This window comes from Pontibacter pamirensis (genome assembly GCF_010015475.1).
Lineage (GTDB): Bacteria > Bacteroidota > Bacteroidia > Cytophagales > Hymenobacteraceae > Pontibacter > Pontibacter pamirensis.
Genome location: NZ_SSNI01000049.1, coordinates 25871 through 39209 on the forward strand (window position 1 = coordinate 25871; position 13339 = coordinate 39209).

The following is a 13339-nucleotide window of genomic DNA, read 5'->3' on the forward strand; positions in this document are numbered from 1 at the left end:
GCCTCTTTTAGAATGTATACCCCACCGAAACCAGGTAATTTCGCGGAGTGCCGGGGTAAAGCCTCACAAAGTCGTATCCCCCAACCCAATGCGTCTCATCTGTCAGGTTATTGAAATTAGCTGAGATCCTGAACTTGTCCACGCGGTAATAGATGGCGGCATCGAAGATGGTATAGGCAGGCAGCGTTAGCCCCAGCTCCTTTCCGTCAGCACCTTTCCTGTACGTGGCGAAGGTGTTGCGCTCGCTCACATAGTTGCTGCCCAGGCCAATGCCAAGCCCCTTCAGAAAACCATTGGGAATGTCGTAGCGTGCCCAGATGCCCGCCTGGTTCAGCGGCGCGTTCTCCTTGATGCGGCCCTCCAGCCCCAGCGGGTCACCTTCCTGGTCCTGTGTTATCTCGGTTCTGTTGTAGGCATAGTTAGCCGTGATGCTCAGGTTCGGCAGCGGGTTTCCGTACACGTCCACCTCTACTCCCCTTGCGCGCTCCTGCCCGCGCTGGCGAAGCAGGTCGGGGTTGTCGGGCGCGTTGGCGTTCACCAGGATGTTGTTCTGCTCAATCTGGTACGCTGCCACATTAAGGGTCAGCATGTCATTGAACCACTCAGTCTTGGCGCCAGCCTCCACCATGTTTGAGTTAAGCGGGTCGAAAGGCCCACCTACATTCGGGTTCTGCAGCGTGCCTGCTGACTGCGGCTGGAAACCCTCTGTGTAAGTGGCGTAGAAGTTGACGTTGTCGGTGAGCGAGTAAACAGCACCGATGCGCGGCAGCAGTTTTTCCTGCTCCACTGTTTCCTCCTCCGCAGTTTTATAGGCCGTCACATCACGGTAGAACTCCTGGCGCAGTCCCAGCAGCACCTGCAGCGGACCATATTTTATCTGGTCCTGCACATAGAACCCGTAAGTATAGTACTTGGTGGGGGCATAGGACTGGCTGGTGTAGACATAGTTCTCCGGGCTGGCGATAGCCGGCTGCGGGTTAGCCAGGTTCACAAAGGGCACGTTCGGCACAGGTTGTGCATTTACCAGGTCATTTTTAGTCAGCCTGTCTACAGTGACGGTTCTGCCATCGGCGGTGCGGTAGTTACGCGCAATACGGGTGGCACCCCCAACAGGCTGCATGTTCTGGATATAGTCTGCGCCTACCAACACCTGGTGCCGGAGGGCTCCTGTGTTGCCTTCGTAAGTAAGGTAGGAGGTGAGGTTATCGGTATAAGCGTGGCGTCTGCGGTCAAACACCTGCATCTCCATTTGTGTCGGGTCCGTTACCAGGAAGGAAGCTCCCCTACCGAATGGAGTGCCTGCATCCAGGGCCTTAAACTCCTCAGACTCCGTGTCGACTACTGTGGCGTATCGGTTGCTGGTACGGTGCTCGAAAAGGTCCTCGAAAGCAGCGAACTTCATGTAAGAGGCGCTAACAGAGATCTTGTCGGTCAGTTTACGGTTAATGGACAGGGTGCTAAAAAGCTCATCCACCTTCATGTAGTCACTCACCTGGCTCAGGGAGGTGGAGATAGGCGTGGAAGTGAGAGGAGTGCCGGCCGTTGCTCCGAAAATAGGCTGGCCGCGGTCCAGCCGCGTGTTGTTCTGTGTGTACACCAGGTCGAAGTTCACACTCGTCCTATCGTTAGGCAGAAAAGAAAAGGAGGGCGCGATAACAAATGTTTTGTTTGTCTGCAGGTCACGGAAAGTCTCCGCATTCTCATAACCGAGATTCAGGCGGTAAAGCAGCGTCTTCTCCTCGTTCATGGGACCGGTAAAGTCAGCGGCCACCCTAAGGGTGTTAAAGCTTCCGAGCGAGAAGTTGATGGCCTTGCGGCTCTCGTCCAACGGCTTTTTGGTCACGCGGTTGATGGTTCCACCTGGGTTTGAGTTGGCAAAAAGTGCAGAGGCAGGGCCTTTAATCACCTCTACGCGCTCCAGGTTCACGGTCAGGGGCTGTGTCCAGAACCAGCCTTGGGTGCGCAGACCATTGACGAGGAAAGAGCTCCCGGAACTGGTACGGAAACCCCGCACTACATAGTCCTGATAGCCGGAGAACTGGTTCACGCCGCTGATGTTCTTCACAGCCTCACCCAGACGATACGCTCCCTGGTCGTCAAGGACCTCCTTTGTTACGTAGCTAACAGCCTGTGGCACGTCCTTGAGGGGGGTGGCGGTCTTAGTGGCCAGGTAAGACACCTCATTTCGGTAGTCGGTTTCCTTGCGCCCGGTAATCTCCACCTGCTGCAGGCTATTCACCTTTTCCCTTGCCGTAACGGTCACGGCATAGGTACGCCCCGGCTCCACATATATCTCCTGTTCTACCTTTTCGTGGTTCACCCCGCTGATCACAAGGCGCTGCTCACCGGCCGGCACAACGCTTAAGGTAAAAGAGCCACCCTCATCGGTGGTAGTGCCGATGTTTGTTCCCTTCACGGCCACACTTATGTATCGAACAGGCTTACCGCTCACATCCTGCACCCTGCCCGCTACGGTGCCTGTGCCGATTTGGGCAGAAGCGGTGGCCGCGAGGAAGATGAGGGCGGTTGAAAGAAACAGCCTGTTGAGGCTTTTAAGGTTAGCCAGGAGGCAAATCCAGGAGTCTGGTAAGTAAAAGTTTTGCATCTACTGTTGCGTTAAATGTGTAACTTATTTGGAATCATTCTAAACTGTTGGGCAAACTTAGAGCTTGTTTAGAATGATTCCAAATAAAATTTATATTAAGCAACAGTTCCTGCAAATCAGGAGGCTCTATGCACAGGCCCTGGGTGGCAAACCTTATCCTTGCATCCTATGCCATATAGGGTTTTTCATTAACATAAGAGTCGTTATACGGCAGCAAAAAAATTGCACTGTTTCTCCATCTTTCCGTAACCTCCCTTTAGACCTTCTCGTATAAAAGCATGGCTAAAAGTTGAGAAGTTTTCATAAAACTGATCATAAAAAGGAAGGCTCCTCGGGATGAGGAGCCTTTTCTTATTTATGGCCCATAAGCTGCTTTATGTTAAGTAACGGCATTATACATGAGGTGAGCGAGGCGCAGCCGCAGTTTTGACACCCGATCATATAGAATCAAAGTAGTTTTTCTTTCTGATTCCCTATGTACAGAAAAACCCCAAAGAGTGGTTCTCCTTTTATCAACCAAAAGAAAGCCTCTCCGTTACGGGAGAGGCTTCTTTGCGTTATCTATCTGCTGTTAAAAAGTCTTTGTTATTCCCCTGTATTCTCTTAGCTCTTTTCTAAGGTATGCCTCAGGAGTGTTGTTGTAGTCATTTATGGACTGATGAGAGTAGCCTTCAGCCTTTTGCGATATCAGATTTTTGAGAGCAAAGCCACCCAGGTTTTTCCCTTCTAGGAATACAGCGCTTAAGTTTTCCAGAAAGTCCTCAGGTTTGAATCCTGTCTCCTCGGGGGAGGCGAAAATACGCCAGCTTGCGTTAAGCTCTCCTGACTCCCACAGCATGGTATAGGTGGTAGGTTTGTTTTCTGCGAATTGTATCTGGAAGTCATTGGCCTCGGATTTGGTGACGGTGAAATCAGACTTTGGTATAAAAGGCATTTCCGTAGGAACGGTCGTGCCGCTTTTAACATAGTTATGCCGGTAGCCGTCAGCGTCCGTATAGTTTAGAATCGACTCGAACTCCTCTATCACAGTGGTAGGAAACAGGACATCATATGTGTCTTCAGGCCTTCTGTTCTGCAGGTAAAGAATCATCGTCTTGCTATAGTCTCCTGCTTTAGTGTAACCTAACAGGACCGAAGCACGATTGGTCACGCCGGTAGGCCAAGTGTACTTCCTTGCTTCAGCCGTGATGGCATTTGAGAAGTCTACGTGAGTTTCCGGTGAGGTTACCTCGGCGAATATATACTTGCCCAGGCTGGGTACTAACAGGTAAGTAAGATCGGTCGGGAGCAACCTGCTATACGATACTCTTAAACTTCCAGTGCTATAGGGCCAGGAAAAGGTGGTGCCAGTGTTTTGTTTTGCTGCAAATCGTGTGTCCCCATCATAAGGAATGTTAGCGTAGGTTATGGTGGCAGGCACTGTTTCGCTCCACACCGTGCGGCTGATGCGCTCGTCGATATGCCAGTTGTCCGGGTTCACCTGCACGTATGTCCTTATAGCATGTTTGCTATCAGCCGGATTAGAGTAGATGGTAGTGACGTCGAACTTAGTATCGGCTGATTTCACCTTTAGCGTATGCTCTGTTCTGGCTGCTATCACTGTGTCCAGCAGCACCTCCCCGTCTTTTTGTGACACCACCAGCTCATACTCCTCTGTTCCTTCCGGTTGCGGGTCAAGTCTGAAGTTGAACGAGACCGACGGTATCTGAGGCTCTAGTTGAGGAGTCGGGTCATCCTCACCGTCTTTACAGGAGGTAAGTACCTGCAGGAACAGGAGAGGTAAGAGGTAAAGCTTTTTCATGATTAAGTTTGTTATAGGCGAATGCAATTATACAGATTTTACTATATTGTTTGCAAATAAAAAACTCTCTTCTAGAGAGCTTTATTACTTCCGGACGACTAGCACAAACTTACATTTATACTGTGCCTTACGCTCCAGCTCCTGTACAGCGGTAGCCATGCTGCGAAGCCTTGAACCAACACCATCAGAAGTTCTCACACCTGGGCTATGATTATCATACTACTCTAGGGGGATAGTATAATTTTGATAACCATTATGCACAACATTATTGAAAGCCCCTACGCCCGTGAGATAGCGCTCAATGTAGAGCACACCCAGAAATGCATGGCGGACTGGCTAATTAAGAGCTGTCCTGCATTAGCTAGTAAAGGAATGTTGCGCTTTTTCTGCGGACCTCTTGAGCAAACCGAGGTATTCCTCTTTGGTGATTTCTGTAACTGTCATACCACAAAAGGTAAAAGGCGTGTTGAAGCCCCACTCATCTGCCTTCAATACGGCCTCACCAAATACTGTTTGCCCTGATGGGCACCTATACCCCTACAGAACTATTGAATAGAATTCAGAGCAAGCATTTCCGCCTGCTCAACCTTAAGGTACGCCTTTGCTTGGGGATGGGGTTCTATTATTTGCACGTCACATTAAACTATTTATATATTTAGAAAACCTAAAGCAAATTCACCCCATGAGAAAGCTGTACCTGTTCCCCCTCCTCTTCTCCCTTGCCCTGACTTCCTGTAAAGAGGGAAAACACGACCCAGCACCCCAGCCTATAGGGAGAGAAGTTTCGTTTAATTTCAGGCTGGACCCCCTGCCGGAGGAAACAGAGGATTTCGAGCTGATAGTGTCGCAGAAAGACGGACACGTGCTGCTGGACACAGTGATTGCCGCCAGGACAAAACACGAGCTGAAAGTAAACTCCGATGACACCTTGTTTGACGTGACGACCATCTACTCAGACCCGGCCACTAAAAAGTATTCGATGAGGACGTACGTGCAGGTGAATCCGGATAACTGGCACATTGATGACGGCATTGGCATCAGGACTGAAGAACCGCGACCGAACACCACAGTATATTACAGCAATGCTATAAACACCAACAACTATCCCTCACATGGTTCTGTCCATTTCGGTGCTCGGCAGGTTGAGTTATCCAGGATTTCCTTCCTTGGAAAGAGCGCAGATACCTTGAAAATCGAGTATGGCAGAAAGTTTGCAACTGACCTTACTTACATGCTGATGGCAGAGCAAGGCAAATACATCTTTGCCGAAGTGACATCACCGGAAGCACATATTGACTTTACGAACACAGGCACAGCCATAAAACGCAAGTATAGCAGGCCTGATGGTGTACCCCCACTTACTTCGGCGCTTTTTGGATACACAAAGGCAGGCGACTACACTCATCCCATCTCTCTTTACTTATCAAGCCGTAACCCCGCAGAATATGACCTGCAGTTCCCACAGACCCTTATTGAGGAGTTTGAAGTGATACTGTCCTATGTGGACCGGCAAGGCTACATGCATAAATACTGGCATGTCGGCTCAACCGTCCCTGAAGAGATGCCCCTTCTTCCCAAGTCTGATTTTACAGTCATCAAGTCAAAATTCAGTGACTTTCAGGTACAGTTCGGGGAAGACAAACCAAGCACCTATAATTTGCTATGGAGGTCCAGTACCGCTAATCTCAACGCGGAGTGGCAGGTTTTCCTTTCCCCGGAGGAAACAGCCTTCAACATGGAGGGCTTTATTGAGAAGCTTAGTCCTGCATCCCTTGAAGGGAAAACTCTCTCTGACTTTAGGCTCTTCCGGGTTTTGTCGCACACTGCCAAAGACCGCACGCACCAGTCCATGCATGACTACCTGAACAACCCTGAGGCGTATCTGCGAAAGGAACTGAGGCAGTACCGGAGAATCTATATATTCCCTTGACAAAGCAAGGGAAATTCATCAGACGGGAGAGGTTTTCTTGCCCCTACCCCAGCAGCTCCTCCACGTCAAGAGTGTCCAGGTAAGGCTCCAGGAGCTGCTTGCTGTTGAAGCCATTGACCAGCGCGATCTAGTTATCCTCCTGCGAGTACCACACCTCAGCGAAGAAGCCGCCCAGGTGGTAGATCACCACGGTGCCTCACAGTTATAATGGTAGGAGGCTTAATGAAAGTGAACGGGAAGGTATATACATCCTTCCCGGCGACCGGAAAGGCAATTTCACCTATAACACTTATTATGTAAAACAGAGAAGTGGCTAGGGAAGTATTCTTTGAAAGAAATAAGGACTTATTTGATGGTTTCTAGGCGATTTGATGCACCTTCGAAACCTGCTGCAGGTAGATGCCGATGTGTTTTCTACTCACTCTGCATCGATACCGAAAAGGTTGATTATGAGCGGGTGTATACGAGAGGGTAAATAGGAAGAGGTAGCTGGTTATTCTTGAAAGCCCTTACGCCGGTGATGTATCGCTCAATAGTGGAGTATGCGCAGAAGTGCATGGCGTGTAGACCGGAACAGCGGGCATTCGGCATCGAGGCAGGTCTGTACTGGGGCGATAAAGCGGATAAGACAGTGGTCTATACTGACAGAGGCATCAGCAGGGGCATGGTGTACGGCATTGCCAGAGCGCTAAAAGCTAGCAGGCCAGTTGAATACAGAACGCTTTAGCCCCCCCTCAGATCAACTCCTGATGCGGACGCTGGTGGCAATCGGATCTTTTGTTGTCTTTAATATACTGGCTGCACGTATAAAGACTGTTTGAGTGTTATGTTAATTAAGTGTGTGAAAGCCTATTTTTCGGAGTAGGCTTTTTACTGCTATAAATCTTATACTCTCACGAACAATTGCTTTAGCTCCGCTACCCCATTAGCGCTAACCTCGTCACCTACACCGCATAGCCGGTGAAGGTGAGCCAGAATGGCCGCATCAGAGACGTACATCCTGTCCATGTAAATGCCGTTGAGGAAGAAGCGGCAGTAAATGCGGTCCCTGCTCACCCAGGTGAGTACCATCAGGTCGCAGTAATTAAGTTTATCTATAAAGTCAGTCAATTCACTCATACCTCCATGTGCCTTTTTGGGGACGTGAAGGTAACGGTTTCATTTAGATATAAGATACATATATAGGAAAATGTTATTATTCGAATAGTCGCTTCTAACATCTCGGAAATAGTGTAGGTGCATAGATATCCTGTTCCCTGCAACATCGTACCACAGTAGAAGGTAATAAGTTAAGCCTATGACTGCGAATCAGTTTAACTCCGATTCCCCTGAGGAAAGAACAAAGCTTGTGTGGAGCCGCGGCGAATTTCTGGCAGTGCGCCAGCGACACGGCTGCACGGTTGTCCTTTACCACCTGCAAGAGATTTTTGCAGAGGTGTGGTACCATCCGGAAAGCAACGTGCTTCTAATGGTCCATGGATATGACAAGCATACTTGCCTGGAGCCTTACCTGGAGTCTATTGATTTGAGAGAGCTAACAAGTGAATGAAGAAGACTTACTTCTTTGAGAAGTCCACGCTGATGATGGCATGGTCTGTCGTCTTCAAACCGTTATGGAAGTACTGTGCATTGTCTTTCCTACTGCTCCAGGACATAGCAGAGCCATCAATGGATATTATCTCCATTGCTTCGGTCTGGTTGTTTGTGGTCAAATTGATGTAGTCTTTCCCGTTACTTTCAGAGATGGTGTAGGTGCCGGACATTCCCCCTCCGGAGTCATTGGTGGCAGTGACATTGGAACCGTCAAATATAAAAGTCGTTTTAGTTTGGTCTGGTCTGTCTCCTCATGCACCTCCTGTCCAGACGAATTATAGTACTCGTACTTCTGATTTGTGGTAACCCATGTACCTTTTATCTGTCCGCTGATGGTCTGAGGTTTCTGCTCATTAACCTTACAGGAGGTGAGTACCAGGAAGAACAGGACCGGGAGTAGGAATATCTTTTTCATGATTGTTTGATGTGAAAAGATATATTAACCCTTCTTACTGTTCTTTTATTGTTAGAAACGTTAGAGGCTCTAACGATAATAACTAAATTCCCTCCATTTGAACCGACAGCTTATACTCATCCGGTGTAAGGTGCTGCTTCATGTAAGTGCCCATACCTACTGTGTCCCTCTGCTCTCTGTGTGTTCTGTAGAAGTCTATCAAAGCATCTTCCACATGCTGAGCTGATACGTTCGCCTTCTCTTGTTTCTCTACCATCTGAAACATACTCCAGGCCAAGCCAAGGGCAAAGCTGCCGTAGATAATGAACTGGACAATATTCTGGCGCCAGAACTTCTGCTTCGGTGTTAGCTGCTCAAACGGTTTCACTCCGGAGTATCTATTTCTTCTTGCGGCCCCTAGTAGCTTTCTTCAGCACCTCCGGGGGCAAAGGCTTATCGCTTCCCTCCTGCTTGTCCAGGTACTCTATCACCGCATTGGTAATGGTTTCCATAATCCCCTCCCGGTCCCAATAGGAATGCTGCCGGATCCTCATCACAAGCGACTCAGGGAGCCTCGTGGCAAAAGGTATCAATTCCTCTCCTCCCGCCTCCTCAGGCACCGGCTCCTGCGCTTTCGCCTGCTCTGGCTTGTCTTCATACATCTGGCGGTCAAAGCTTGTCACGCCACGGCTTATGGATTTAAAATCTGGTTTTGCTTGCTTGCCCATTATAGTCTTGTCTTTATCTCTTCTAGAAGGTTGGCGTAATCTGTCGCACCATTGGAGTCAGGTGCATAATTGTACACCGGCTGGCGCATCATCTGCGCCTCCTCCAGCGAGGCGTTTACCCGGATGGTAGATGAGAGCACCAGGCTACCGAACGTATCTCTTGCTGCCTCCACCACATCGTTTGCCACCTTCTTGCGGTAAGAGGGATGGTACTTTGTAAAGAAGATGCCCAGTACCTGCAGCTGCCGGTTGTACCGCTTCTTCACATTGGCCACAGACTGCATGATATTGTCGATACCGGCGAAGGAGAAGTATTCAGGAGCTGAGGGGATGAGCACGTGTGTTGCTGCCACCAGCGAGCAATAAGCCAGCGTGGTAAGGGAGGGAGCGTTGTCTATTAAGATGTAGTCGTACTGCTCTGTTAGCCTGTCGGCCTCAATCCGGTCCTTTAGCTTAAACTGATAATCCTCCTCCGAGCCTATAAACTTCGAGTATATGTCCAGCGCCTTGGATGAGGGTATAATACTTAGGTTCGGTACATATGGCTGCACCACCTCTAACAGCGGCTTTTCACCGCTCAGCCAGTGGCCCACATGCGCATCGTTCTCCTGCCCTATTGTTGATATGGTCAGGTTCGCCTGCGAGTCCAGGTCGATGAGCAGCACCTTACTGCCCTCTGCCGCAAGCCCTGAAGCTATATTGATGGCCGTAGTCGTCTTGGCTACACCGCCTTTGTTGTTTAGAACTGTTAGAATTGGCATTCGCTCTATCTCTACTTATAAGGTTAGTGCAGTTATAATCACTATACATGTAATCATTTCTATAGCTTATTTCTATGCTATATTTTCTACCATATCTAACAATGTTAGAAAGGTTAGAAAAGAATGAAGCTCCCGGTTAAGAGGAGCTTTCGTTATCAAGGTTGCAAGAGGGCATCAGGCTGCTGGGTTTAGCAGGTGCTCGATGTTAGACAGGTCTACCCGCTGGCTTGCCTGCCACAGGTCGTACTGCTTCTGGTGGTTGATCCACACATCGGGCGTAGTGCCGAAGGCTACCGATAGCTTCCATGCCATCTCTGCGCTGATGCCGGCATGGCAGTTGAGAATTTGTGAAAGAACCTTCCGGCTCATGTGCAGCTTCTCTGCAATCTGCGTGATGGACAGCCCAGTCGCGTCAGTGTACTCTCTTAAGATTTCGCCAGGATGCGGCGGGTTAAACATTAACATAGCTGAAAAATTATGTGTAGCTAAAAAGATAGTTACAAGTTGCTCCCCACTTTTGGAGAGCGGTTTAATTAATGGTAATCCAGGTAGTTTACATCCAGCACCTCGACCCGCTCTCCCACAAAGATGAAGGTGACCCGGTAGTTGCCGTTGACCTTCACTGACCAGTAGTCTTTCAGGTTCCCTTTCAGCGGGTGCAGGTCCCAGCCCGGAACATTCACGTCCTGCACGTTCTGCGCTGTATGCAGGCGGATAAGTATCTTCCGGATCTTGTCAAGGTGCATCGGGTTGAGCTTGGAAGCATCCCCCTTCAGGAAGAACCGCTCCAGGCCCTTGTGTTTAAAACTCACGATCATGCTGCAAGTATAACTTGTAACGTTTCAAGTAACAACAAAGATGCCATATAAAAATCAGACTGCTGCCCTATAGTGCCTGCACAGCCTGGCAAGGCCACTGATTATCTATAATAGTTATATGCTCTAACTATGTTAGAAATATTAGAAAAGAAAGTATTGTTAAAAGTGAATGAAGGGTTAGTAAGTAAAGAGCAGCAAGCATTGCTAGTAAAGAAAGCATGGTTAGCACATCTAGCTGGAGTAGACAGGATAGAAGTTCTTGCTTTTCTTTCCCCTTTTGTCTTTACTTTTTTGCGCAGTTACCGCAGGCCCAGCACTTTCAGCAGCAGGCCGCCTGGGTTCTTGTCTGCTTTCTTTCTGCCGGTCTTTATCTCGTAGTTGAACTTGAAGAGGTTGTCCGTTAGCTTCTCGTCTGAGAGTATCTGCTGAATAAGCTTAGGGTCCTGGATGCCATACCCCTCAAGCACCTGCCGGGCGTTGTGCTGGCGCGTCTCCTCAACAGGTCTGTCAAACTGTATGGGGAGCTGCTGCGGCTTTTGGGTGGTGATGTAGAAGCGGACAGCCTGAAAGGACCGGCCCTCTTTAACCAGGTGGTAGCTCACTGTAAGGTCAGTGTGCTCGTTAATCTGACGCACTGCCACATCCAGCACCTTCTTCTTCAGGTCACTTATCCGCTCGAACTGCTCTGCCTTCTTGCCGCTCGGATCCTTGAGGCCGAACATTGTCTTGAGCTCGTCCAGAGGATAGACACACGTTTCGCCGATGTCCTTCCACTGGCTGGCCAGCTGGTAGATGCGCTTGGCGTATTTGCTGGTGAGCTTCAGCGCCGAGTGCAGCTGGTAGGAGGTGAAGTTGTTTTTGAGCTCAAACAGGTAGGGCTGTATGGACTTGGAGAGTATGATATCAAAACACCCCTTTCCCTTCATGTACTTTACTTCCTGAAACATCCACATCTGCCGGTACTCTTTGTTGTCCTCCACAGAGAACATGCGCGAGCCCATGTCTTCTGTAGCCTCCCGGAGCTGCTGATAATTCCACTGCCGCCCGGTCATGGCCTCAATGTCCCTGTTATAGAAGCGGTACGTCTGGTCCGGGGCATCTTCCTTTTTGAGCTTGGAGAGCAGGTAAAAGAGGATATCCAATTGGCAGGCTGAATAGTCATAGCGCGCAGTGGTGATGGCGTTATGCTGGCGTATTTCGATTTCTTTAGAACTAGGCATCGCAGAGGTTTTATGCGAATATAAGAAAGAGAAACAAATAAAACGACTATTAAAACTAAAGGCCGTTTTTCGCTTATGAAAGGTCGTCGATAGACTTATGAAAGGTCGTCTTTTCGCTTATAAAAAGTCGTTTCTCACTTATAAAAAGTCGTTTTTAGCTTATAAAAAGTCGTTGTAAGCCGCTGTATCACGCTGTTAATCTGGTTCTTACAGCCCCTGCAAATAGAACAAATATATACAAATACACAAAATTGTGTTGGGCGCTCCCGCGCCATAGCGTTTAGGGAACTCAATAAATCGGTAAAGTATCCAGGAGCAGGGGGGAAGCAAAAAAAAGCAAAAACAAAAAGAGCACCGGGGCGCGACAACTAAGTTTTTAGTTAATGGAGAGGGTAAGGTTTAGTGCCTGTAGGGGTGGCTGGTGGGACTTTCTGCTAATTTTGGCTACAGGAGAGCCACAGTTTAACGCTAGCAAGCGCTCAGGAAAAAAACTGGGCTTCACCTTGCTGAGGAGTTGGCGCGTTCAGAAGGGCTTAAAATCGATTTTTCCTTAACCAACAAAAATGAAAAGAGTAGCGCCGTGTCAGTGCCAGGCTGGTGGAACATACAGACCTAAAAACGACTTTTTATAAGTAATCCGGATTACGGAATACGGAAAACGCATTGCAGATTGCGCATTGTGTAATGCATTTGTGGTTTAAGGAAAGGGTTTACCCGAATCTGTGTAGTCCAGTTCAACCGATTCCCTAAACGCCTTCTAAAAGAAACAGGAGTTGTGCGCATTGTGCATCCCGCAACATGGCTTACACACTGCAGAAGGTGGCTTGGTCGATAAGCTGGGTTCCATAAGAATCCACGGGCAGGAGGTAAAAGGACAAATCGTGTATAAGGCCGCAGTTGAAGAGCATCAGGTGGCGTTGAACATGCAGGAAAGAGCACAGAATTCCCAGGAGGATGCAAGCTACAGCAGGTTTGCAAAATGAAGGAAAGTATTCAGAAGTGAAACAGGTGGTGGCATGTTATACACAGGCCGCATGAGGCTTTCTGTTTATGATCTATTATCTGAAACCGCTTTGAATTTACCTGTATATTTATATTATTGCATGTGTTTTATGTGTAAAATGCCAGTTATGGGAATGATTTGTTATATTTTGTTTCAATTTAAAGAAGTACAGGGGACTGCCCTTATATTCTTAAGACAGGGACTTATCTGATATGAGCGAGCTAACCGAATTTTCAGACAGGCTCAGGGACTGCGACCTCATCGTCCTAACCTCATTCTGTAAAGACCACACTTACTGCCGCTTCTTCCTGAATGGTATTTACAAGGACAGCATGCACCTTTCCAACCCTGTTATTCTAGGTAGGCTCCAGCAGCTTAGCGGGGCAGGTGACGAAATAACTGCCGGAGGGGTAGCGAAATTGATAAAAATATTCGTGGGCGTTTAGGCATGGTACTGTACAGCGACGCCTTCTTTAATCTGAGCTA

At 48.6% G+C, this 13339-nt stretch carries 15 protein-coding genes; 5 read left to right on the forward strand and 10 right to left on the reverse strand.

The annotated features are described in order from the left end of the window. Positions 1-7 precede the first annotated feature (7 nt). Complete coding sequence (locus E1919_RS24000; RefSeq protein ID WP_202915986.1) at positions 8-2605, reverse strand: TonB-dependent receptor; 2598 nt, start codon at positions 2603-2605, stop codon at positions 8-10. Positions 2606-3176: 571 nt separating this feature from the next. Further along, on the reverse strand, positions 3177-4406 hold the full coding sequence (locus tag E1919_RS24005; protein ID WP_162055955.1) for a hypothetical protein: 1230 nt from the start codon (positions 4404-4406) through the stop codon (positions 3177-3179). A gap of 682 nt (positions 4407-5088) precedes the next feature. Here E1919_RS24005 and E1919_RS24010 point away from each other — a divergent pair. Together E1919_RS24010 and E1919_RS24015 are read left to right on the forward strand one after the other, a co-directional pair. Continuing rightward, positions 5089-6336, forward strand: coding sequence for a hypothetical protein (locus E1919_RS24010; protein WP_162055956.1), 1248 nt, complete (start codon positions 5089-5091; stop codon positions 6334-6336). Between the two features lie 499 nt (positions 6337-6835). Next, positions 6836-7063, forward strand: a complete 228-nt coding sequence (locus E1919_RS24015) for a DUF7768 domain-containing protein (protein ID WP_202915987.1) — start codon at positions 6836-6838, stop codon at positions 7061-7063. Between the two features lie 158 nt (positions 7064-7221). Here E1919_RS24015 and E1919_RS24020 read toward each other — a convergent pair whose 3' ends face one another. After that, entirely contained in the window at positions 7222-7455 is a 234-nt protein-coding gene (locus tag E1919_RS24020) for a hypothetical protein (RefSeq protein WP_162055957.1), read from the reverse strand. Between the two features lie 178 nt (positions 7456-7633). On the opposite strand from E1919_RS24020, the gene E1919_RS24025 reads away from it, so the two are divergent. Beyond that, a complete protein-coding gene (locus E1919_RS24025) occupies positions 7634-7885 on the forward strand; it encodes a hypothetical protein (protein ID WP_162055958.1) in 252 nt (83 codons plus the stop codon). Between the two features lie 7 nt (positions 7886-7892). On the opposite strand, the gene E1919_RS24030 is transcribed toward E1919_RS24025, so the two are convergent. The 7 genes from E1919_RS24030 to E1919_RS24060 form a co-directional block, all read right to left on the reverse strand. Continuing rightward, complete coding sequence (locus tag E1919_RS24030) at positions 7893-8099, reverse strand: hypothetical protein (protein WP_162055959.1); 207 nt, start codon at positions 8097-8099, stop codon at positions 7893-7895. Between the two features lie 327 nt (positions 8100-8426). Further along, positions 8427-8711, reverse strand: a complete 285-nt coding sequence (locus E1919_RS24035) for a hypothetical protein (protein ID WP_162055960.1) — start codon at positions 8709-8711, stop codon at positions 8427-8429. A 10-nt stretch (positions 8712-8721) separates the two neighbouring features. Continuing rightward, positions 8722-9051: a hypothetical protein gene (locus tag E1919_RS24040; RefSeq protein ID WP_162055961.1), complete on the reverse strand. Its 330-nt coding sequence runs from the start codon at positions 9049-9051 to the stop codon at positions 8722-8724. Then, positions 9051-9812 carry a ParA family protein gene (locus E1919_RS24045; RefSeq protein WP_162055962.1) on the reverse strand — a complete coding sequence of 254 codons (762 nt, stop codon included), beginning with the start codon at positions 9810-9812 and terminating at the stop codon, positions 9051-9053. The genes E1919_RS24040 and E1919_RS24045 overlap by 1 nt, the downstream gene beginning before the upstream one ends. A gap of 174 nt (positions 9813-9986) precedes the next feature. Continuing rightward, positions 9987-10277 carry a HigA family addiction module antitoxin gene (locus E1919_RS24050; RefSeq protein ID WP_162055963.1) on the reverse strand — a complete coding sequence of 97 codons (291 nt, stop codon included), beginning with the start codon at positions 10275-10277 and terminating at the stop codon, positions 9987-9989. A 68-nt stretch (positions 10278-10345) separates the two neighbouring features. Continuing rightward, positions 10346-10630, reverse strand: coding sequence for a type II toxin-antitoxin system RelE/ParE family toxin (locus E1919_RS24055; protein WP_162055964.1), 285 nt, complete (start codon positions 10628-10630; stop codon positions 10346-10348). Positions 10631-10929: 299 nt separating this feature from the next. Continuing rightward, positions 10930-11850, reverse strand: a complete 921-nt coding sequence (locus tag E1919_RS24060) for a replication initiation protein (protein WP_162055965.1) — start codon at positions 11848-11850, stop codon at positions 10930-10932. A gap of 824 nt (positions 11851-12674) precedes the next feature. On the opposite strand from E1919_RS24060, the gene E1919_RS24065 reads away from it, so the two are divergent. Then, entirely contained in the window at positions 12675-12833 is a 159-nt protein-coding gene (locus E1919_RS24065; RefSeq protein ID WP_162055966.1) for a hypothetical protein, read from the forward strand. 232 nt (positions 12834-13065) lie between these two features. After that, positions 13066-13299 carry a hypothetical protein gene (locus E1919_RS24070; protein WP_162055967.1) on the forward strand — a complete coding sequence of 78 codons (234 nt, stop codon included), beginning with the start codon at positions 13066-13068 and terminating at the stop codon, positions 13297-13299. Positions 13300-13339 lie beyond the last annotated feature (40 nt).

What these genes read in the sequence shown, in the direction of transcription:
- E1919_RS24000 (WP_202915986.1), bottom strand. Translation starts at nt 2,605, where the DNA reads ATGCAAAACTTTTACTTACCAGACTCCTGGATTTGCCTCCTGGCTAAC.
- E1919_RS24005 (WP_162055955.1), bottom strand. Translation starts at nt 4,406, where the DNA reads ATGAAAAAGCTTTACCTCTTACCTCTCCTGTTCCTGCAGGTACTTACC.
- E1919_RS24010 (WP_162055956.1), top strand. Translation starts at nt 5,089, where the DNA reads ATGAGAAAGCTGTACCTGTTCCCCCTCCTCTTCTCCCTTGCCCTGACT.
- E1919_RS24020 (WP_162055957.1), bottom strand. Translation starts at nt 7,455, where the DNA reads ATGAGTGAATTGACTGACTTTATAGATAAACTTAATTACTGCGACCTG.
- E1919_RS24025 (WP_162055958.1), top strand. Translation starts at nt 7,634, where the DNA reads ATGACTGCGAATCAGTTTAACTCCGATTCCCCTGAGGAAAGAACAAAG.
- E1919_RS24030 (WP_162055959.1), bottom strand. Translation starts at nt 8,099, where the DNA reads ATGTCCGGCACCTACACCATCTCTGAAAGTAACGGGAAAGACTACATC.
- E1919_RS24040 (WP_162055961.1), bottom strand. Translation starts at nt 9,051, where the DNA reads ATGGGCAAGCAAGCAAAACCAGATTTTAAATCCATAAGCCGTGGCGTG.
- E1919_RS24045 (WP_162055962.1), bottom strand. Translation starts at nt 9,812, where the DNA reads ATGCCAATTCTAACAGTTCTAAACAACAAAGGCGGTGTAGCCAAGACG.
- E1919_RS24050 (WP_162055963.1), bottom strand. Translation starts at nt 10,277, where the DNA reads ATGTTAATGTTTAACCCGCCGCATCCTGGCGAAATCTTAAGAGAGTAC.
- E1919_RS24055 (WP_162055964.1), bottom strand. Translation starts at nt 10,630, where the DNA reads ATGATCGTGAGTTTTAAACACAAGGGCCTGGAGCGGTTCTTCCTGAAG.
- E1919_RS24060 (WP_162055965.1), bottom strand. Translation starts at nt 11,850, where the DNA reads ATGCCTAGTTCTAAAGAAATCGAAATACGCCAGCATAACGCCATCACC.
- E1919_RS24070 (WP_162055967.1), top strand. Translation starts at nt 13,066, where the DNA reads ATGAGCGAGCTAACCGAATTTTCAGACAGGCTCAGGGACTGCGACCTC.